Origin of the sequence: Wolbachia endosymbiont (group A) of Ischnus inquisitorius, from assembly GCF_964026985.1 — a bacterium.
In the GTDB taxonomy this organism is placed as follows: Bacteria; Pseudomonadota; Alphaproteobacteria; order Rickettsiales; family Anaplasmataceae; genus Wolbachia; species Wolbachia pipientis.
Genome location: NZ_OZ034715.1, coordinates 1,122,668 through 1,142,380 on the forward strand (window position 1 = coordinate 1,122,668; position 19,713 = coordinate 1,142,380).

Below are 19,713 nucleotides of genomic sequence, written 5' to 3' on the forward strand. Positions count from 1 at the left end.
AATCTGGTGGCTACTGACAAAATTCATTATAAAATAGCCATTTAACCGCTTAAGGAAAAATATGCCACAAAAAATGAGAGTTAGTAACTGCCATGAATATAACAAATTTCTAGAAAAAAGAGGAAATATTTTTCGTTACATCGATAAAGCTATCGAAAATTGGTATGAAAATAGTCCAAAAATGCAGGGCGGCAACTATATTTATAGTGATAAAGTTGTGATTTTAGTGCATATAATCGTTAATCTTTTTAGAATTGGCTTAAGACAAACAGTCGGGTTTATAAAAGGATATTTGCAACAAATAGGAAGAGATTTGGCAGTTATCAGCTATTCGCAAGCTTCAAAAAAAACTTAATATTAAGATCAATGATTGCAGAATTGATAAAAATAATATGGAAGATATCGAAATTGCCATAGATAGCACAAGCATCAGCATTTATAACAACACACAGCAAGGAAAATAGCGCTGACAGAAAATATCGTGGCTATGAACAGACAAGAAAATTGCATGTAATGTTGAATATAAACAGCAAAAAAGCCATAGCTGCAGAATACAGTAACGGTCTGATCACTATGGAGCTTGCGATTTACTTAAAGGAGTTAATTTTCAGCATGCCATAAAAGCACTATATGCAGACAGAGCATATGACAGACATAAACTCTATAAATTGTGTGATGAATGCGGCATAAAGACAAAAATTCCTCCAAAAAAACAATGCAGCAGAGCATCCAAAGTATGGCAGAGAGAAATGCTGCAATTAGACTAATAAAGTCATACAGCGAAGATGGAATGAAGAGGTGGAAAAGGCAAACAAACTACGGAAAAAGATCTTATGTAGAAAGTTTTTTCTCGCGACTGAAACAAACATTCGGGTTTAATTTTCGGAACAAATCTGAAATTAATCGTGGGAAGGAACTGCTACTCAAGTGTTATTTGCTTAATCAATTTACTGACATTGGTATGGCTAAATTTGAAATGGCTACATGAATTTATCGTAAATTACCACCGCATAGTTGTAACATTGTACCATATTACAATGTTCGTACAGTTGTGTGCGCGACCGGGGGTTTTATACTATTCTAGAAGTAACATACGGAAAAGGGGGGATTCGAACCCCCGACATATTTTCATATGTGCACGCTTTCCAAGCGTGTGCTTTAGACCACTCAGCCACCTTTCCATGCTTATTCATAATATTGAAAATTGTACTGCTAAACAATATAAAAACCTGGTATATAGGGTTCACCACGAAAATTCACAGTATTGTTAAACTTGCTTCTGCAAGTTGGAAATGTTTTATCGCAACCTGCGAGTATTGAATATTTATCTCCAGCAAAAATTTGGTATGGAGGCGAAGTAAACAACGTAACTACTTTATTTTTATATTCTTTTACTACACCTTCAAACGCTATTGAGCCAAAGAATTTTACTACTCCGTGCTTATAATATTCATCACTCTCAGTTAAATTCGTGTCTTCAAATCTTCTTTCGTCTATTAGAGGTTGTCCGGAAACAAGTAAAAGGCTATAATATCTGAAATTTTAGTACGGGGTAAAGATGAGAAAAAAGTATCCAACAGATCTAAGCGAAAGGGAATGGGCAAGAATAGAAAAACACTTCAGAGTATCATACAAGAAAGGAGGAAGGCCGCAAAAGTATAGCAAAAAAGAAATATTAGAAGCAATTTTCTATGTATTGCGTACAGGGTGTCAATGGCGGTATTTACCAAATGATTTTCCGCTATGGAAGACTGTGTATGAGCAGTTCAGGCAATGGAAGAAGCAGGGAATTTTTGAGAAAATGAATTATGAAATTACAAAATATAGTAGAAGAAAAATAGGAAGGAATGAGCAGCCGAGTGCCTGTATAGTAGATAGTCAATCTGTAAAGACTACAGAAAAGGGGGGATCAAAGGCTATGATGGAAGTAAAAAAGTAAAGGGTAGAAAAAGGCATATAATTACAGACACTCAGGGTTTTATACTAGGTTGTTACGTAGGCGCTGCTAACGAAAATGATAGAGATGGTATTAAAATAGCATTAAACAATATGAGAACAAAATATACTAAAGTTAAAAAAATGTGGGCTGACATGGGATACCAAGGAAGAAATTTAAAGAATCACATAAAGGAAGAATATGACATAGATATTGAAATTGTTAAAAGGCCTCCATGTAGATTTTGGGTGCACAAAGATACGCCACCTGAGCTACTACCAACAAGAGAACAAGGGTTTAAAGTACAGCCAAGAAGATGGGTTGTAGAAAGGACTTTTGCTTGGGTTAATAGGAATAGAAGGCTATCGAAGGAGTATGATTTACTCACAACATCCACTGAGAATTTCATATACCTAGCTATGAGTAGGGTTATGTTAAAGAGGGAATATGCTTGAATTTACTAGTTTCCCGACAACCTCTTATAGCATTTCTCATAATAGTCCGAATAGGTCATAGGAAGGCAGAATCAACAGCACGACGAAAGGATTCGAATAGAGGAATGTTTTTCCTGGCTCTGTTTTTTATAGCAAACCAATGATGCTCAATTTTGTTAAAATCTGGAGAATAAGGCGGCAGATACAAAATTTCTGCACCGACTCCTTTAGCGAGCTTGATAAGCTTATCAGACTTATGAAAAGTAGCATTATCAAGAATGACAGTTTGTCCAGGTTCTAAGATCGGTGCCAAAAATTGCTCAAACCATCCATTAAAAATATCCATATTACAGTGGCCTTCAAATGTTAATGGAGCAACTATCTTTCTTCTACTTAAGGCTGCAACCATGCTGATTCGTTGAGTTTTTTTTCCAGATTTTAGGGCATAAAATCGCTGTCCTTTCTGGCAATACCCATATGGATAGTCCTCCGTGTTATCAATCCCAGACTCATCTATATACACTAAGTTTTCTGGTTCTTTTGTTGCTATAATTTTTAAGAATTCAGCACGTTTTTCTTCGTTCCTTTCCTTGTATCCATATGTCTTTTTTTGCGCGTAAATCCAATTTTTCTGAGAGCTCGGTGGATCGTTTGGATACTAACGTTGCCCCAAAGTTTAGCCATTTCCGACAGAGTTTTTCTACCGTGTTTTTTAGCAAATTCGATAAACTTATTCCAGTCGATAATTTTCTGATTGTAACCTCCATTACCGAGTTTTTTTGACTGAAAGTCGCCTGTTTCTTTTTTTCTTTGCTGCCACTCCCACAAAGTAGTTCGTCCAATTTTAAATCTTGCTGCCACTGCTTCTCTGCTTTCCCCTTCGTCTAGTGCTTCCATTGCTTTTTTTCTTAAATCATAACTATATGCTGCCGGCATCCAACCTCCTTATCGCCATCTATCCTTAATCTTATCATATCCGGACTTCTGTGGAAAGAGCTATAACTTAAAATGTTGACTCATTACTACACCTCACATAAATACACGATACTATTAGTATAATATATTTAATGTTTCACACAAGCATAAAAATATCAAGCAACCACTAAGAGAAGAAACCCTCTTTCCCATCATACAAATACAACTTATCCATTCTCACCACATCAAAATTATGTTCCTCAAATTTGATTAGCAAGTTATTCACATCACTATTTGTAATTTCATTATTTGCAATGAACCTGCAGGTTATTTGGTCACTTGAAGACTTTGAACTTCCTGGCCAAATCGCAAGGCCTTTTGAATATATTGCTATAATCTGCGGATTACTTGTTTCAAACAACTTCACTATTTGGTCAAAGTCAGCCGGCTTACTCCAGGCAAGCGTTATATCGCTACCCACTAGTTTTTTAATCTTATAATCCTGTTCATAATTATCCTGTATTTTATCCACTTTACTATTTGGATCACTGCCAATTATAAGCTCAGATAATGTTTTCGGTTTTTTTCCTAGATTGTCTATAACAGCTTCTGCAAATTCTTTTGTACCAACTTTCTGTTTACTTCTTTTCTCCTTATATAAATCGGCAGTGTGTATTCCATCCTCCAAAGTCTTGAGCCATGCATCGTAGATTAGTTTTGCAGTACCCACTTGACCTATGTAAATTAGCATATGCACTGCAGCATTTAAAAGACCAGAAGGATTGGCTATGTTTTTTCCTGCAATATCAGGGGCAGAACCGTGCACTGCTTCAAACATTGCGTATTCATTCCCGATGTTGCTACTTCCGGCAAGCCCCACAGATCCAGAGGTTTGTGCGACTATATCTGATAATATGTCGCCATATAAGTTCTCGGTTACTATAACATCAAAATTCTCCGGTTCTGTTGCAACACGCGCCATTCCAATATCAACTATATAATGTTCTGCCTTTATATCTGGGTATTCCTTTGCAATGCGATCAAACGCGGCATGGAAAGTTCCGTCAGTCATTTTCATGATGTTATCTTTAGTCAGGCAAGTTACTTTTTTTCTGTTGTGTTTTTTTGCATATTCAAAAGCGTACCTGCATATCTTCTCTGAGCCAGATCTAGTAATAATTTTAGTGCATTGGTAAGAGTCACCAGTGAGCCTATGCTCTATTCCGGTGTAAACGTCCTCTTCATTTTCACGTATCACTACGATATCAAACTTATCGAATTTATTTTCTATAACAGGATGATATGAAATGCATGGTCTGATATTTGCATACAACCCTAGATTTTTTCTGAGTGCAACGTTTAAGCTTTTGTGCCCTTTACCTTGAGGAGTTGTTGTCGGAGATTTTAATAATATTTTTGTCCTTTCAATTGATTCCCAACCACTTGGAGAAATTCCGTGAGACCATTCTTTACTGTAAACACGCTCCCCTATTTCAATAATATCTATTGAGATTTCCGCTTCTGCTTCGCGCAATATCGACAGCACCGCTTCCATGATTTCTGGTCCGATACCGTCGCCATATGCAACTGTGATTAGTGTTGACATAACTTCCCTAGTTATAAATGATTTAATATTAATTTAAATAATAGAGTGGCACAAGTAGCTAATATTACCCAAGTTAGTATATTTACGGTTATTTAATAACGTATTTTTATATCATATGATGATATTATGAAATATAGGTGGGGTTATGAATACTGAAATAAATGTTAAAGTAAATTATGTAGGATTTACAAGGCGTATTGTAGCAGAAATACTTGACCTCATCATATTTTCCCCTCATTTTATCTTCGGTTTTATCTATGGTGTATTCATCGTATCATTACAAGATCAAGATAAAGATAAAGACTCTTTTCAGGAACTTGCACAACTAGCAACAGAAATACCATTTATAGTTTCTACAGTGGTCGCAACATTAGTACTAACAATATCCAAAATATTAATGGTAACAAAACTTGGTGGTACCCCAGGAAAACTATTGTGTGGTATGCATATTAAAGATGCTAATACATTTACAAATGTTACCCTTATGCAAGCAACAATAAGATGTATTTCTAAGGGAAGCATCTGGATTATTTTTCGCTTTTTGCTTCATCTGCATTATCATGGTTATACTTTTCTATATCTTTTAATTGTGCTAATTTTATTTTTGTTTGCAGTATTTGATCAACGCAAACAGACTTTTTACGATAAAATTGCAAAAACAGTAGTGATAGACTATAAATCTAGTTGATATTTTTCTTTATAGGTAGTACATGGATAAAAAAGTAAACTACTCAACGATGACAAGACGTACTCTAGCATTTATAGTTGATTGTATTTTATTTATCGCAATACCATTTGGTTTAATGGCGGTGGGTTTCTCACTTACACACGCAATACAAGGGATCATGGGTGCAATAATTGTAATCACCACGATTGTATTTTCTTTATTTTTAATGATACCATGTATATTTCATATATTCATGCTAGTAAAATTTGGCGGCACTCCAGGACACTTGTTATTTAGCATGCGTGTAAAAGACAAAGATACATTTGAGTCAATCACTACAATGCAAGCAATGAAAAGGACTATAGCTCTTTTTATAATTTATTGCATATCACTTTGTAATCCCATTTTATTCTTAGCTATACTAATCTTAGTTTTAGTATGTGCAGTAGGTGATGAACATAAACAAGCTTTTCACGACAAAATTGCAAACACGGTAGTGATAGATTATAAACCTAGTTGATATTTTCCTTTAGCTGTCTGCCACCAAGGGTGTCATTCCAGTGTCACGCGCTAACTTAAGGTAAATTGCCAACTTAACTATAAATATATTTTGGTAAATCCAAATTATTTTAGCTATAAGAGCGTTTTACTTTTTGCTCAGCATATCCATCATAACTGGCTTACTTTTAGTGATTCATGGAGTTAAAAAAGTCAGCATTGCTCTTTGTTAAAAGTAGTTTGTCACGTAAAAATTCCATTGCTTCAACGGGTCCCATAGGATTGAGTATCCTACGCACCACCCATATTTTATTTAGTATAGCCTTATCAACTAATAGCTCTTCCTTCCTTGTTCCGGATTTTGTAATATCAATAGCTGGAAATATACGTTTATCAGAAAGTTTTCTATCAAGTATGATCTCAGCATTTCCTGTACCTTTAAACTCTTCAAAAATAACTTCATCCATTTTTGAACCAGTCTCTATAAGAGCTGTGGCGATTATAGTTAAAGAACCCCCATTCTCAATATTACGAGCTGCTCCAAAAAAGCGTTTTGGTCTCTGCAGTGCGTTTGAATCTACACCACCAGTTAGAACTTTCCCAGACGAAGGAATAACCGCATTATAAGCACGTGCAAGTCTAGTAATATTGTCAAGTAGAATTACCACATCTTTTTTATGCTCAACCATTCTTTTAGCTTTTTCTATTACTATTTCAGCAAGCTGTACGTGACGGTAAGCAGGCTCATCGAATGTAGAACTTACTACCTCACCTTTTACAGAACGTATCATATCTGTTACTTCTTCAGGTCTTTCATCTATAAGTAACACTATTAATTCTACTTCAGGGTGATTTATAGCTATAGAGTTAGCCATTTGCTGAAGCAATACAGTTTTTCCTGTGCGAGGTGGAGCAACTACTAACGCTCTTTGCCCTTTTCCAAGAGGAGCTACTATATCTATAGCACGCATGCTTAAGCCTTTTTTATCATCACCATTATTACACTCAAGTACTATTCTTTCCTCAGGATAAAGAGGAAGCAAATTATCAAAATGGACGTACTTTCTTAATTCACTTACTTCAGTAGAGTTTATACTTTGAACCTTAGTTAAAGTAAAATATCTCTCTTTATCACCAGGTGGCCTTATTTCTCCATATGCCATATCTCCTGTACGTAAATTAAACTTCTTTATTTGCCCGTTAGAAATATAAACATCATCGGTACTTGGGGCATAATTTGCACTTGCTGAACGTAAGAAACCAAAACCATCAGGCAATATTTCCACTATTCCACTCCCTGTGGTTATGCCTCCTTCTTCACTCATTTTTTTCATTAAGCTGAATATTATTTCCTGCTTTAGCATTCTACCATTGCTTTTACCGTTAGTTGAAATTTTTCTTTCTTCAGCTAACTCTAACAATTCTTCTGCTGTTTTCTCTTTTAATTCGCTCAGATCTAATGTTTTTCTGTTTTTCTCAGTACCTTCATTGACCATCTGTTTTACTGTATCGTTATTGTAAATTTGCTCACTTTTTTCAGGTTGAGCTGTAACCTTTCCTTTTGCCAAAACATCTTCATTGATTGTTGTCATAATCCTCCAAAAATTTTAATTGATGCTTACTAACCTAAAATGTGACTATAAGATAATAAATTAGGCTGAGTTAGTTTCAGTGCGTATTAAGCTTAATTATCATTAAACCCCGTACTTTACTTACATTATACTAATAAACACTAGCAAGTCAAGTTAATTTAATGTTAACAAAACACAAAAATTTGAGGATTTTCAATAGCTATTCTTTATATTTTTTTAACCTTTCTTGCTTCTCCTCTTCTACTTTTGCTTTTTCCACTTCTGCTTCTAAATTTTCTTGACTACATAAGCCGAGTAGTACAGGATCTTGGGGTTTTATATTTTGCATGTTATGATGAGATCCATCTCTTACCTGCTCAACTGTGTAATTTGTTGTACTAATTAATTTAGCTATAACGTTATTGTCCAAGATAGGAAATTTTTTTACTAAATAATAAATCGCATCAGGTTTATCTCTACGTCTTGCCGTAGAGGCAAAGCCAAGAATGCTACCAATCGCTTTACTCCTTTTTTTTATATTTTTTATAATCAAATTTGGTACACGATTTGGATTTTTTTTGCAATCATCGATTTCTTTTTCAGTAATTATTCCAGAAATAATAGGGTTATATTTTTCTACTTCTATTTCCTCATCAGCTATGTCTTGTACTTCTTCAAGGGCCAATCTGCAACATTGTGCTATTTGATTAAAAGTTAAACCAGTGTTGTCTACTAACCAAGCAGCTATTTGCACTAGAAACTGTTTATTTCTATCGTTATTGCCCTTAGAAGATTCCATTGACATCAAAAAAGCATCTCCCATTTAAAGTATCCCTTACTGTTATACAGAGCTAAAATATAAACTATTAAAACTAAAAAAGCATTAATTTTGTCATTCAATAACTTTTTGTTTGTCACTTCCCACCTCTTAAGTTAATTAAATGCGCTTACCTTTAAGCATATTTCAAACAAAATATTTCCCCTTCCTAAGGTATAGTATAACTCAGTTAAACATATGTTCCTATTTAAGATTAGAGAGTTAAATTTTAAGTTAATATATTGTAATATTATATATATTAGCTAATAAAGCAACAGGTTTACAAGCATTAAATTATCACTATTCTATAATTAATCATTAATTAACTGGGTTTAAAATGAATGTTAAAAATTTTTTCACTAAAGTAACCGTTGTCCTTTTAGCTTGCTTGTTAATCTTCATGGGAATTGGCAACCTTTTATCAGGTGATGATGAAAAAGAAGAGGTAGCTAGGGTTGGAAAAGAAGTTATAACGTCAGATGAGTATAAGTCGCTATATCAAAATTATGGAAAACAAATTTCTGGATCTGATGCGAGTAGAGAACAAGTAAAAAAGCTGAAATATGATTTGCTTAACGCACTTATAGAGCAAAAACTATTGTTTAACCTAACTAGTGAGCTGGGGTTGACAGTTGGAGAAGAATCTATAAAAAACCATATTAAAAACACCAAATACTTTCAAAATGATAAAGGTGAATTTGACAAAAATAAATTCTATGAAACGCTAAATGACCTGCATATGACAGAGAAAGAGTATATAGCAAAGCTAGAGAAAGTCCTGCCTGCAATGATGTTCATGACTTCATTATTTAAAGATAATTATCCAGTAACTTTTGGCGAGAAAATTGATGAGCAGATATACAAAAGTCGCTACCAAACTAGAGTAGTTGATATTGTTAAAATAACTGAAGATGCAGTTACAAACATTCCTGAACCAGATGATCAAGCCTTACTTGATTTGTACGAAAGAAATAAATCCCATTTTTATTATCCTGAGTATCGAACTGCGCAATATATTTCCCTAGGCCAAAAGTATTTTGAAGATCAAATCAAGATCTCAGATGAAGAAGTTGATGGTATAATAGAACAACAAGAACTTAAAAATCAAAGAGATATATTCAATGCAATATTTTCTACCAAAGAAGAAGCTGAGACAGCAAGAAGAGCATTTGAGGAGGGTAAAACAAGCTTTGAACAGATAGTAGAAGAGTTTGGCAAAGCAAAACTTGAGGAAACTAGAGTAAATAATATAACTAAGGATTTTTTACCAGAAGACGTGAGAGAGAAGGTATTTGCTCTTAAAGTAGGTGAAGTAAGTGAAGTTTTAGCAAGCAGTTTTGGTTGGCACATAGTAAAAGTGGAAAGTGCGCATCAAATCTCTGATGAAGACTTAGTTGATTTAAAAAAAGACATAAAGTCAGTTCTAACTAACCAAAAGTCTTTTGAAAGAGTCAATGATTTCATAAACCAAGTGAACTATAAGATATACAATGGTTCAGAAATTGAAGAAATATTGAGTGAATATAATTTACCTATACAAACTATTGGTCCAGTAGATGCGAGTGGAAAAGATCAAAGCGGTAATAACGTAGGAGATTCTGGTGATTTGATTTCTTTCATTTTTTCGCGAGAAAAGGATCAGAAAGGTTATTTTAAGGGCGTTGGGGACGCCGTTGTTAGTGTAAAAATCGTCGATATCTTTCCACCCAAATTGCAAAGTTTTGAAGAAGGCAAGGCATTAGCGGTAGAGCTTTGGCGTAGTGAGTTTATAAAAGAAAGAATGTTTAAATTCGGGCAAGAGGTTGCAGTTCAACTAAGAGAAAAAACAGATTTGGAAGAAATTCAAGGTGTGGAATTAGTTAAAGGTCAGCAGATGCACCGCAATAAAGTGGATCAACAAAACTACCCCTTTTCTTTTGTAGAAGAGATTTTCAATATGAAAACAACTGGTTCAGTGACAGATCCTATTCAATACAATAATGAAATTATAATAGGTGTTCTAAAAGAAATGCATTCATCAAATGGCAAATTAAACACGCTTGACACCGGAAAACGTGTGATGATATCGCTAAAAGAGCAATTAATTAGCTATCTGGAATCAAAGTATAAAGTCGAAGTTAATCACGCTATACTTGATGATATATAATCAAAAATCTTATAAGCTGCTTCAAACGCATCCAGTGCCCAGACACACAACTGTACGAACATTGCGATTTGAGAGCAATCTTCACTAGAAAGGATGTCATCCCAGTGCCCAGACACTGGGATCCAGGAATTTTATTAAGTTGGTAAGCATAAAAGTAGCCGTTTTATGTTAAAATACAACGTTTTAATGATTAAAAAAAGGCTGGATTCCAGTATCAAGCACTGGAATGACACCATTTGCTGTGCAATTTACCTTCAAAAATGAATGTTCGTATAGCTGTGCGCCCGGCACTGCCCTACATTATTGGTAATTATATTATAAGGTGCAAAAGCTGTATAATTCATTTGACTTAAAACGGCTCATTGTATAAAATTGTGGCTAATATATGAATAAAGGTTAACATGGCAGTTAAAATAAGGTTGGCGAGGTTTGGCGCAAAGAAACGCCCTTTTTATAGGATAGTTGTAGCTGATTCACGAGCACCAAGAGATGGGCGTTTTATTGAGAAAATAGGACAATATGATCCAATGTTACCAAAAGACAATAAAAATCGTGTTGTGGTGAAAGCTGATAGATTAAAACATTGGCTAAGTGTAGGCGCGCAGGCAACTGAAAGAGTACTGTGGTTTATCAAAAAAGGCATAGTAACTTTAGAAACAGAACCAAAGAAAACAGAAAAGAAGAAAGTAGAGAACGAGAAAGCACAAGGGCAAGAGGCATAAGTCTCTTAAAATGCTAAATACTGATTTAACAAACAGCGATAAATTAGACGATATTGTATCTTCTGATTTGTCAGCTATGAATGACTTTGTCTTCAAAAATGTCAATGATGAAGATGCTAAGCTTGCTACTGATATTATATCTCATCTTGTTAGGTCAGGTGGAAAAAAAATAAGGCCTAAACTAGTTTTTATTATATGTAAAATGCTAAACTATTCTGGGGAGAATAGGATCAACGTTGCTGCATCGGTAGAGTTTATACACAATGCTACTTTACTTCATGATGATGTGCTCGATGAAAGTGAGGCACGCCATGGAGTTAAAACAGCGAATAAGATTTGGGGAAATAAATCAAGCATTTTAGTTGGTGATCTATTGTTGACTCTAGCATTTAGATGGCTTATAGAGTGTGGAAATTTAAATATTCTCTCTATTTTATCTAAAGCATCGCATTTACTTGTGAAGGGTGAAATAAAGCAGATGACAGCACGCTTTGACCCCCACACAGTCAGGGAAAATTATTTTGATATCATTGGAGAAAAGACAGCATCTTTATTTTCTGCATGCTGTGAAGCTGCATCAACAGTATCTGGTGCAACAAATGACGAAACAGAGAGGCTAAAGAATTTTGGTTTTAATTTTGGTATGGCATTTCAAATAGTTGATGATATGCTCGATTATACTGCTAATCAAGGCACTTCTGGAAAGCAAGTCGGAAAAGACTTTTTCGAAGGTAAAGTCACCTTACCTGCTATTATAGCATACGAAAAGGGCAGTCCAGCAGAGCAAAAATTCTGGGAAAAATGCTTTTCTTCAGCTAGAAACAATTTTGACCAAGCATTACACTATATTAATCACCATAATGCCATTCAGCTTTCTATGGAAAAAGCTAGACACTACATTAATATGGCACAAAATGATATTAGTACTTTTTCTGATTCTTTTTATAAAACTACTTTAATTAACTTTTTAAATGCGAGCATAGAAAGACGAATGTAGCTGGCGCTTGATATTTTCAGATTAATTGTTATATATTTATTAGATTCTTAAGGGTAATGATATGTCAGATAGCAGTAAGGAGAAAAAGAAGAAGTTTGCTGATATGGTAAGTAGGCAGAAAGGTGACGACCAACAAAGTGATAACCATAAGCAAACTGATGATTTAAATGAAGATCTCAATACATTAAAAGAACGTGCAGTTCAGCTTGAAGATCATTTACGCCGTGCTGTTGCAGATAATGAAAACGTCAAACGTATAATGCAAAAGCAAATTAGCGATGCAAGTGACTACGCAGTCACAAAACTTGCACGTGATATGATCGACTCGTGCGACAATTTAAAAAGAGTAATGGAAATTTTGAAAGACGGTGATCCTGTTCATGAGGGGATTAAAGTAGCTTATCAAAAAATTATAAATGATCTAAAAAAACATGGAATAGAGGAAGTAGATCCACTTGGTGAGCTTTTTGATAGTAATTTACACCAAGCTGTTGTGGAAAGAGAAGACAATGAAAAAAAGCCTGGCACCATTGTAGAAGTACTACAAACTGGTTATACTATCAAAAATAGGTTGCTCCGTCCTGCAATGGTTATTCTTTCTAAGAAATCTGCTGATTGTGGAAGCGATTAGCATGAGGTAAATGTATAATGACAAGTATTGTCTTTTCAGGTATCCAGCCAAGTGGCGTATTACATTTAGGTAATTATCTTGGTGCAATCAAACAGTGGATAGACTTACAGGATAAATACAAATCTCTTTTTTGTATTGTCGACCTACACGCAATCACAGCAAATAAGCTTCCCGCAAGTGAATTAAAAAGTAATATTTTCAAAACAGCAGCAGCTTATATTGCATGCGGAATAGATACAGAAAAGTCCATTATTTTTAGTCAGTCCACAGTTAGTGGTCATGCAGAACTGGGCTGGCTGCTTGGATGCTATACACCAATTGGTTGGCTTAATCGCATGACTCAATTTAAAGATAAAGCTGGCAGCGATAAACAAAAAGCCTCTCTTGGATTATATAGTTATCCAGTACTTATGGCTGCAGATATATTGTTGTATCAAACTAAATACGTTCCTGTTGGTGATGATCAAAAACAGCATTTGGAGCTTGCACGTGATATTGCATCAGCTTTTAACAATCATTATAAGCTGGATTATTTCATCGTACCTGAAATCTTAACTTTGGATTGCACATCAAGGATAATGAGCTTAAGGGATGGCACAAGCAAGATGAGTAAATCTGATCCTTCAGAACATTCGTGCATTAACCTTGATGATACGGATGACTTAATTGTCAAAAAAATAGAAAAAGCAAAAACAGATTCAATTCTAGGCTTTGCTACTTTAAAGTGCCGACCAGAAATAAGCAATTTGATAAACATTTATTCAGTGCTTAGTAATGTAAATGCAGAAAAAGTATGTGAAGAAGTGAACAAACATGACATGAAGCACTTCAAAAAAGAGTTAGCTGATTTAATTATCAGTGTTATATCACCCATACGTGAGAAAATGAATGATCTTTTAAAAGACCAATTCCATTTACATGAAATATTAAAAAAAGGCACAAAGAAAGCAGCAGAAATTGCAACCCATAATATAAAAGAAATCAAGGATATTATTGGATTTGCTCAATATCTGTAAGGTTCCAAAGTGTGATGGTGCGAACCGTCATACCGCCGCGGTATCTCAGCCGCTAACACGTAGCGAGATGACGGTTTTTCAAATTGTCGGTAAATCTAAGTCAGTTTAGCTATAGGCAGCAATTTTCTGTATTTATTTTAAGTTGAAGAAAGCTCAAATGAAAAATCGTGTTTTGCTAAAAATCACAGAATGCAGTCTGGTTACAAAATTCTCTAATGGTCTTAAATAAAACTTCCAGTGAATGATTGTCAGACATATTGTGCTCTGCTGATTTTATTAAGTGTACTTCAACATCGGTTGACTTAATTTTTTCAGCTAAATTCAATGAAGTTTGATAAGGAACATCTTTATCATTAATGCTATGCAGCAAGCGCACAGGACAGTTTATATCTATTGTCTTTTTGTTTAAAAGAAGGTTCTTTCTGCCATCTTCGATCAAATTTTTAGTTATTTTGTATGTACAATGCTCTGAAGTAAAATCTATTACACCTTTAGAATCTAGTTCTTCTTTTTGCTTGCCTGACAATTGCTTGAATATCAAATCTTCAGTAAAATCGGGAGCAGACGATATACCAATTAGTGCTGCAATTTTTTCTGGAAATTGAAGGGCAGTGAGCAACATCAGCCATCCTCCCATACTTGAACCTATAATTATTTGTTTATCGCTAGTTAATTCACTCATTACTTTAGCACAATTTTTTTGCCAATCACTTATCGTGTAATCAATAAAATTACCACTTGAATGACCGTGACCAAAATAATCAAATAGCACAAGTGCTACGTCATTTTCTTGGCAAAATTTGTAAATAGCAGTTGCTTTAGTTCCATCCATATTGGATGCAAATCCACCGAAAAAAACTACAGAAGCTTTCTTTCCTTGTAGCTTTCGATATGCTATGTGACCATTATTTCCATCAAACAATTTACAATAATCCATACTACTTTGGCAAAGCAACCGGGCTATCACTCAATTGATGCAAATAACTAACTAGATCTGCAATTTCTTGTGGATTGGAAATACCTGCAAATGCCATACGTGTACCTTTTATATAGGCTTTTGGGTTCTTTAAAAAGGCAAATAGCTCCTCATACCCCCATTTTCCACCTCTTTCAAGCACTGCTTTTGAGTAATTGAATGAGTTACCAAGATGGGCCTTTTTATTTCCAACTATGTTCCATAAGTTTGGTCCTACTTTATTCATTCCACCTTTCTCAAAACTATGGCAGGCTATACATTTTTTTGCTGCTGATTTACCTTTCTCAAAGCTAGCATTCTGCATGAGCGCTCCAATATCAAGCGCCACTTGCTCGATTTTTTGCTGGAACTCATTGCTGCCAGCAGCTACTATCGTTTGGTGTTCAATCTTATATTCTTCTGGACTGTAAAGCATATCAACTACATTACTAACTATCATAATGATTAGCCCAGAAAGTAAAATCGATGCTGCAATCTTATTAAGCTCCATAGTTAATTTTTATTAAGTAATGTTACTTAAATTATGCGAATATTTTCGCAAATAGCAACCAATTACCTTGAAGCTCGCTAAAGATGAGAGTCTCTATAGCTGACCCAAGAAAGGTTTTCCTACGTCCATACCGCCGCGAACCGTCATACCGCGATTCATTCGCGGTATCTCAGCCGCTAACAAGAGATCCCGCTAACAAGTAGCGGGATGACGAGGTTCACTGCCATTAAGTTAAGGAAAGAATGGTTAAAAACTGAACTAAAAAGTCAGAAATAATTAAGGATTTATGACAAATACTGAAACAGAATAGAGTAAACTTTAAAGCAGATAAACTCTGAAGTGTAAATTACTTAAGAAATAGTTTGTTTAGAAGTCATTTTACAGGAGCTATGGCAATAAGCTACCCAGTTATTATCAGAAGATATGAATACTACCTCTAGTCAAAATATGTGTTTTCTAACCCTTTTTTGGTAATTGAACGAACGAAGATAAAGTACCTTATGACGATCAACTTTCCTTCCCTTTCTTACCGCCAAAGTGTTCATCAAAAATAGCTTTGATAATTGATCCATAATGCAGTCAGTATCTGATTCCGTAGCAAAAATGTCGAAAGCCAAGTTTTTGATCGCGTTAAATGAGACAGATTTGTTAATGCTCCTCTTAAGCTTATCATCGGTTAAGTCCATATTCAACGCTTCTTCTACATCTTCTGTCATAACACTTTCTAGGTTGCTAATAAAGATAGCTGACCAAAAATCCTGTTTAACAGACTCAACACTTTTTCCTGTAAAATTTTCTAGACTTAGTCTTCCTTTGAGTTTTGCAAAAAATGTCTCAACTCCCCAGCGTAAAAAATATAACTCCTTAAATCCTCCAGTTTGAAACTTTTGTTCATCCATTAATGATGTAGCTAACACTTCAATTTCACCAGATGGCAGTACCACTTTGAAGCGTTATTCCACTATTTTCTTGTTTTATCTTACGCTGAGCACATATGGTAACCTCAACACTAGATGGGCTTTTTTCTTCAAACATAGCATTCACTTCATTAAAAGATGATCTGGGACATCGAATGACATAAGCAATTTTTCTTTTTGTAAGGCTAGAAAGAAATTTATAAGATAAATATACAAATCAGTAAGTCATTAGTATTTACAACTTTAAGCATTTCATCTGCTAAGTTAATTTCATGAGTGTTACCTCTATCTAACACTGACCTTATGGCAACATTATTTAGCACATCTTAACAAACCGCAAAGGTTGCACTTGCATAATCACCTAAATCTTTTGGTTTTTGGTTACGTATTTTTCTTGAGCCAAATTCATTTTTTATTTCAACGCTTGTTGGTAAAATGATTTTGGAGGCATCAAGAGCTAACACTCTAAAGCCAAAACAAGTTTTAAATTTTTGGTCTTGGTAGTACAAGGAAACCACACCTTCGTTAATTTCTGAAAATGCACTGTGTTTCATTTTTTTTCTTGCTTGACTAAAAGCACTAGCAGTAACGGTATAGTCTTTTTTCCTATATAAAATAAATTCGTTTAGTATTACTTGCAGCGACTTTACACTTTTTCTTAAAATTAAGATAAATATGTCAATAAAAGATAACTTCCTCTTTCTCATAAAATCTTTTGAAGATGATTTATGGGATTCTATAAATTCTAGACTTGCCAATTCATTTTGAATAAATTTTATTACTGCCTTTTTTACTCATACTACCTTTAAACTTATTGGTATACATCATTATCCCATAAAATCTATCTTTTTTCCTTAACTTAATGGCAGTGTGACGAGGTTATCGTCATGCCGCCACGAACCGTCATACCGCGATTCATTCGCGGTATCTCTTAGCCGCTAACAAGTAGCTGGATGACGATTGTCAGGGTGTAATCCCAGTGTCCCTATGATGTCATCCCAGTGCCCAGACACTGGGATCCAGGAAAGTTTGCTTGTAAGCAAGCAAACTAGCACAGAAAGTGGTTACAACATTTTCGATGAGATTATATGGAAAACTGGATCCCAGTGTCAAGCACTGGGATGACAAAAAAAGGAGCACTGGAATGGCACCATTTGTTATGTTTAACAAAGTTCGTACTTAGCTTCATGTTAGCCATAAATATTTAAGAAATTTACCAAATGGAAAAAAAGGCAAAAGAAGCCCCATGGTTAACTAGTTCTGACACTGGTTTCCATCCAAGACGGCAGTAGCCCCTTCGGTGTCATTCCAGTGTCAAGCACTGGAATGACACCATTTTGGATGGAAACCAGTGTCAAGCACTGGAATGACAAAGGAGAGCAGTGTCAGCTACTTGGATGACACCTTTTTTCTACTTAGTGTGGGTTATACAAGAAGTCTATTGTATAGCTATTGCTGATCGTATATTACTTATAGCTTATCTATTCAAATTTTGACTTTATTTTTCATAATTCATTATTGACAGAAATTATTAATTGGGTTATTATTAAATTATCGTTAACAAGTGAGGCAAAGAAATGGTGACATCCAATAATTCTTCATTGCTAAAAGATAGTCAGGAGCTTACTAAAACTAAGGGGACTATATGGAAACCTTTAATTTCTGTTTCATTATTATCTGTATTTAGTTTTACAGCTGGTCAATATCTTCCTTATGTTATTATAGCAGTGTCTGGTTCTGGTGCCATTGCAGCAGTTCCTTTAGCAATCTTTGCTGTTTCTGCGGTTGTTGCACTTATTTCAGTGACATATCTTGTTAAACTGGCTATTTCTAGAGATGATAATAAGAAAGAAGCAGGTCTTAATGGACAGGAATTCGGCCATACTCCATCTCAAGAACCACAAAAATTTGTGTGTAAAAATTGTACTAATCTGGAGAATAAATCAAATGTACCTACTCCTCAATCACCTCCAGTAACGTTTGGAACACAACCAAATCCAAGTGCCAATATGCTACAGCCGCCGCCTCCTCCTCTATCAAGCTGTGCATCACCACCACCTCCTCCTATGCCAACTCCTGAGCAATTGAATCAAACAAGTGGTGCAGTACCTCCACCACCTCCTCCTATGCCAACTCCTGAGCAATTGAATCAAACAAGTGGTGCAGTACCTCCACCACCTCCTCCTATGCCAACTCCTGAGCAATTGAATCAAACAAGTGGTGCAGTACCTCCACCACCTCCTCCTATGCCAACTCCTGAGCAATTGAATCAAACAAGTGGTGCAGTACCTCCACCACCTCCTCCTATGCCAACTCCTGAGCAATTGAATCAAACAAGTGGTGCAGTACCTCCACCACCTCCTCCTATGCCAACTCCTGAGCAATTGAATCAAACAAGTGGTGCAGTACCTCCACCACCTCCTCCTATGCCAACTCCTGAGCAATTGAATCAAACAAGTGGTGCAGTACCTCCACCACCTCCTCCTATGCCAACTCCTGAGCAATTGAATCAAACAAGTGGTGCAGTACCTCCACCACCTCCTCCTCAAAATTCATCAACTCAACAGGGTAGTAATGATTTACTTAATAGTATAAAAAAAGCTGGCGGTAAGCCAGTTATGAGCAAAGAACAGAAAAAAGCACGCGATGAAAAATTAAAACAAAATAGGGAAAAACGAGAAAAGAATAGTGAAGGTGAGCAAACAGATTTAAGAAATGCTTTACTTGCAGAAATAATAGGAGGTTTTAAATTGAAATCAGTTAATAAAAATCAACAAAGCCCTGAGAAGAGTACTCCAAAAACAGAGTGTAATATAGCTGTTATTCTTGCAAGGAGAGTAGCCATGGAATGCTCAGATAGTGAAAGTGAGAGTTCTAGTAGAGGGTCAGGTTGGTCTGATGAAGGCGAACAGGAAGAAGTAGGACCGAAACAAAAGATGCTGACAAAACACAGGAAAAAATCTATGCCTTCAAACCCCCAATCGTTCCATAAAGAAAGAAACAAGAGTCCTGACAGTGGGCATGTATCTGGTGATGATGCAAAACCTGAACCCACATCTCCGTCACATCCTGCACCAGAGGCAGGGAAGCCACCGATAACGCCTAAGCCTGCTGGTTTACAAACGAAACCTGAAGCTCCTCCTGTAAAAGAAGAGAGTCCAGTAAGCAGTGAGATGAAAGATCCATCTACTCTTTCTGTTAAGAATCACATAAAAAAGTTTGGTGGAGAAGCGTTGCGATGCCAAAAGGAAAATGTTGTACAAAGACTATGATAACTATGAAATGGTCAGCCATGCACTTCCCTTCCTTTTCAAAATAAGTTTACCTACAGGTCTGATTGTATTAAGATTACTTAATACAATCAGATCTATTAT

General features: G+C 35.4%; 18 protein-coding genes, 1 tRNA gene and 3 pseudogenes. 13 read left to right on the top strand and 9 right to left on the bottom strand.

The window, feature by feature from the left end; genetic code table 11:
* Window positions 1-61: 61 nt before the first annotated feature.
* From AAGD90_RS05850 to AAGD90_RS05860, 3 genes are all read left to right on the top strand, one after another.
* Window positions 62-355 carry a transposase gene (locus AAGD90_RS05850; protein ID WP_080717625.1) on the top strand — a complete coding sequence of 98 codons (294 nt, stop codon included), beginning with the start codon at window positions 62-64 and terminating at the stop codon, window positions 353-355.
* Between the two features lie 262 nt (window positions 356-617).
* Entirely contained in the window at window positions 618-767 is a 150-nt protein-coding gene (locus AAGD90_RS05855) for a hypothetical protein (protein WP_285520262.1), read from the top strand.
* Window positions 737-988, top strand: coding sequence for a hypothetical protein (locus tag AAGD90_RS05860; RefSeq protein WP_022626339.1), 252 nt, complete (start codon window positions 737-739; stop codon window positions 986-988). Before AAGD90_RS05855 ends, AAGD90_RS05860 begins: the two co-directional genes overlap by 31 nt.
* 106 nt (window positions 989-1,094) lie before the next feature.
* Here AAGD90_RS05860 and AAGD90_RS05865 read toward each other — a convergent pair.
* Both AAGD90_RS05865 and AAGD90_RS05870 read right to left on the bottom strand, forming a co-directional pair.
* Window positions 1,095-1,181 (bottom strand) — tRNA-Ser (locus AAGD90_RS05865).
* A 31-nt stretch (window positions 1,182-1,212) separates the two neighbouring features.
* Window positions 1,213-1,500, bottom strand: a pseudogene (locus tag AAGD90_RS05870) (phage BR0599 family protein); the annotation flags it as partial.
* Window positions 1,501-1,558: 58 nt separating this feature from the next.
* On the opposite strand from AAGD90_RS05870, the pseudogene AAGD90_RS05875 reads away from it, so the two are divergent.
* Window positions 1,559-2,391: pseudogene (locus tag AAGD90_RS05875) on the top strand (IS5 family transposase).
* Window positions 2,392-2,446: 55 nt separating this feature from the next.
* Here the strand turns inward: AAGD90_RS05875 and AAGD90_RS05880 are convergent.
* Both AAGD90_RS05880 and icd read right to left on the bottom strand, forming a co-directional pair.
* A protein-coding gene (locus AAGD90_RS05880) for an IS630 family transposase (protein WP_156518142.1) occupies window positions 2,447-3,306 on the bottom strand; the annotation gives its coding sequence in 2 pieces (ribosomal slippage) (window positions 2,447-2,982 and window positions 2,982-3,306; 861 coding nt in all).
* A gap of 166 nt (window positions 3,307-3,472) precedes the next feature.
* Complete coding sequence (gene icd, locus AAGD90_RS05885) at window positions 3,473-4,891, bottom strand: isocitrate dehydrogenase (RefSeq protein WP_010082497.1); 1,419 nt, start codon at window positions 4,889-4,891, stop codon at window positions 3,473-3,475.
* A gap of 145 nt (window positions 4,892-5,036) precedes the next feature.
* On the opposite strand from icd, the gene AAGD90_RS05890 reads away from it, so the two are divergent.
* Together AAGD90_RS05890 and AAGD90_RS05895 are read left to right on the top strand one after the other, a co-directional pair.
* A complete protein-coding gene (locus tag AAGD90_RS05890; protein ID WP_155969099.1) occupies window positions 5,037-5,579 on the top strand; it encodes an RDD family protein in 543 nt (180 codons plus the stop codon).
* Window positions 5,580-5,601: 22 nt separating this feature from the next.
* Window positions 5,602-6,078 (top strand): RDD family protein, encoded by a 477-nt coding sequence (locus AAGD90_RS05895; protein WP_006279800.1) that lies wholly within the window; start codon window positions 5,602-5,604, stop codon window positions 6,076-6,078.
* A 166-nt stretch (window positions 6,079-6,244) separates the two neighbouring features.
* On the opposite strand, the gene rho is transcribed toward AAGD90_RS05895, so the two are convergent.
* On the bottom strand, window positions 6,245-7,648 hold the full coding sequence (gene rho, locus AAGD90_RS05900) for a transcription termination factor Rho (protein WP_341821817.1): 1,404 nt from the start codon (window positions 7,646-7,648) through the stop codon (window positions 6,245-6,247).
* Between the two features lie 199 nt (window positions 7,649-7,847).
* Window positions 7,848-8,450: a cell cycle transcriptional regulator TrcR gene (locus AAGD90_RS05905; protein ID WP_010082495.1), complete on the bottom strand. Its 603-nt coding sequence runs from the start codon at window positions 8,448-8,450 to the stop codon at window positions 7,848-7,850.
* A gap of 331 nt (window positions 8,451-8,781) precedes the next feature.
* Between AAGD90_RS05905 and AAGD90_RS05910 the strand changes: the two genes are divergently transcribed.
* The 5 genes from AAGD90_RS05910 (at window position 8,782) to trpS (ending at window position 13,956) form a co-directional block, all read left to right on the top strand.
* Window positions 8,782-10,590 (top strand): peptidylprolyl isomerase, encoded by a 1,809-nt coding sequence (locus AAGD90_RS05910; protein WP_095742751.1) that lies wholly within the window; start codon window positions 8,782-8,784, stop codon window positions 10,588-10,590.
* A gap of 401 nt (window positions 10,591-10,991) precedes the next feature.
* Entirely contained in the window at window positions 10,992-11,312 is a 321-nt protein-coding gene (rpsP, locus tag AAGD90_RS05915) for a 30S ribosomal protein S16 (protein ID WP_006279266.1), read from the top strand.
* 10 nt (window positions 11,313-11,322) lie between these two features.
* Complete coding sequence (locus tag AAGD90_RS05920; protein WP_341821818.1) at window positions 11,323-12,309, top strand: polyprenyl synthetase family protein; 987 nt, start codon at window positions 11,323-11,325, stop codon at window positions 12,307-12,309.
* Window positions 12,310-12,370: 61 nt separating this feature from the next.
* Window positions 12,371-12,940: a nucleotide exchange factor GrpE gene (locus tag AAGD90_RS05925; protein WP_012673267.1), complete on the top strand. Its 570-nt coding sequence runs from the start codon at window positions 12,371-12,373 to the stop codon at window positions 12,938-12,940.
* A 17-nt stretch (window positions 12,941-12,957) separates the two neighbouring features.
* Complete coding sequence (gene trpS, locus AAGD90_RS05930) at window positions 12,958-13,956, top strand: tryptophan--tRNA ligase (protein ID WP_006280207.1); 999 nt, start codon at window positions 12,958-12,960, stop codon at window positions 13,954-13,956.
* 175 nt (window positions 13,957-14,131) lie between these two features.
* Here the strand turns inward: trpS and AAGD90_RS05935 are convergent, their stop codons facing one another.
* The 3 genes and pseudogenes from AAGD90_RS05935 to AAGD90_RS05945 form a co-directional block, all read right to left on the bottom strand.
* Window positions 14,132-14,893, bottom strand: coding sequence for an alpha/beta hydrolase (locus AAGD90_RS05935; RefSeq protein ID WP_012673268.1), 762 nt, complete (start codon window positions 14,891-14,893; stop codon window positions 14,132-14,134).
* A 1-nt stretch (window position 14,894) separates the two neighbouring features.
* Window positions 14,895-15,422: a c-type cytochrome gene (locus AAGD90_RS05940; RefSeq protein ID WP_010082469.1), complete on the bottom strand. Its 528-nt coding sequence runs from the start codon at window positions 15,420-15,422 to the stop codon at window positions 14,895-14,897.
* A 440-nt stretch (window positions 15,423-15,862) separates the two neighbouring features.
* A pseudogene (locus AAGD90_RS05945) lies at window positions 15,863-17,118 on the bottom strand (IS4 family transposase).
* Between the two features lie 211 nt (window positions 17,119-17,329).
* Here AAGD90_RS05945 and AAGD90_RS05950 point away from each other — a divergent pair.
* Together AAGD90_RS05950 and AAGD90_RS05955 are read left to right on the top strand one after the other, a co-directional pair.
* Complete coding sequence (locus tag AAGD90_RS05950; RefSeq protein WP_010962846.1) at window positions 17,330-17,464, top strand: hypothetical protein; 135 nt, start codon at window positions 17,330-17,332, stop codon at window positions 17,462-17,464.
* 452 nt (window positions 17,465-17,916) lie between these two features.
* Entirely contained in the window at window positions 17,917-19,611 is a 1,695-nt protein-coding gene (locus AAGD90_RS05955) for a hypothetical protein (protein ID WP_341821819.1), read from the top strand.
* The last annotated feature ends 102 nt before the right edge of the window (window positions 19,612-19,713 follow it).

Excerpts from the sequence above, each read along its gene's own strand:
- AAGD90_RS05850 (WP_080717625.1), top strand. The coding sequence starts at position 62 with ATGCCACAAAAAATGAGAGTTAGTAACTGCCATGAATATAACAAATTT.
- AAGD90_RS05860 (WP_022626339.1), top strand. The coding sequence starts at position 737 with ATGGCAGAGAGAAATGCTGCAATTAGACTAATAAAGTCATACAGCGAA.
- icd (WP_010082497.1), bottom strand. The coding sequence starts at position 4,891 with ATGTCAACACTAATCACAGTTGCATATGGCGACGGTATCGGACCAGAA.
- AAGD90_RS05890 (WP_155969099.1), top strand. The coding sequence starts at position 5,037 with ATGAATACTGAAATAAATGTTAAAGTAAATTATGTAGGATTTACAAGG.
- AAGD90_RS05895 (WP_006279800.1), top strand. The coding sequence starts at position 5,602 with ATGGATAAAAAAGTAAACTACTCAACGATGACAAGACGTACTCTAGCA.
- rho (WP_341821817.1), bottom strand. The coding sequence starts at position 7,648 with ATGACAACAATCAATGAAGATGTTTTGGCAAAAGGAAAGGTTACAGCT.
- AAGD90_RS05905 (WP_010082495.1), bottom strand. The coding sequence starts at position 8,450 with ATGGGAGATGCTTTTTTGATGTCAATGGAATCTTCTAAGGGCAATAAC.
- AAGD90_RS05910 (WP_095742751.1), top strand. The coding sequence starts at position 8,782 with ATGAATGTTAAAAATTTTTTCACTAAAGTAACCGTTGTCCTTTTAGCT.
- rpsP (WP_006279266.1), top strand. The coding sequence starts at position 10,992 with ATGGCAGTTAAAATAAGGTTGGCGAGGTTTGGCGCAAAGAAACGCCCT.
- AAGD90_RS05920 (WP_341821818.1), top strand. The coding sequence starts at position 11,323 with ATGCTAAATACTGATTTAACAAACAGCGATAAATTAGACGATATTGTA.
- AAGD90_RS05925 (WP_012673267.1), top strand. The coding sequence starts at position 12,371 with ATGTCAGATAGCAGTAAGGAGAAAAAGAAGAAGTTTGCTGATATGGTA.
- trpS (WP_006280207.1), top strand. The coding sequence starts at position 12,958 with ATGACAAGTATTGTCTTTTCAGGTATCCAGCCAAGTGGCGTATTACAT.
- AAGD90_RS05935 (WP_012673268.1), bottom strand. The coding sequence starts at position 14,893 with ATGGATTATTGTAAATTGTTTGATGGAAATAATGGTCACATAGCATAT.
- AAGD90_RS05940 (WP_010082469.1), bottom strand. The coding sequence starts at position 15,422 with ATGGAGCTTAATAAGATTGCAGCATCGATTTTACTTTCTGGGCTAATC.
- AAGD90_RS05950 (WP_010962846.1), top strand. The coding sequence starts at position 17,330 with ATGTCATCCCAGTGCCCAGACACTGGGATCCAGGAAAGTTTGCTTGTA.
- AAGD90_RS05955 (WP_341821819.1), top strand. The coding sequence starts at position 17,917 with ATGGTGACATCCAATAATTCTTCATTGCTAAAAGATAGTCAGGAGCTT.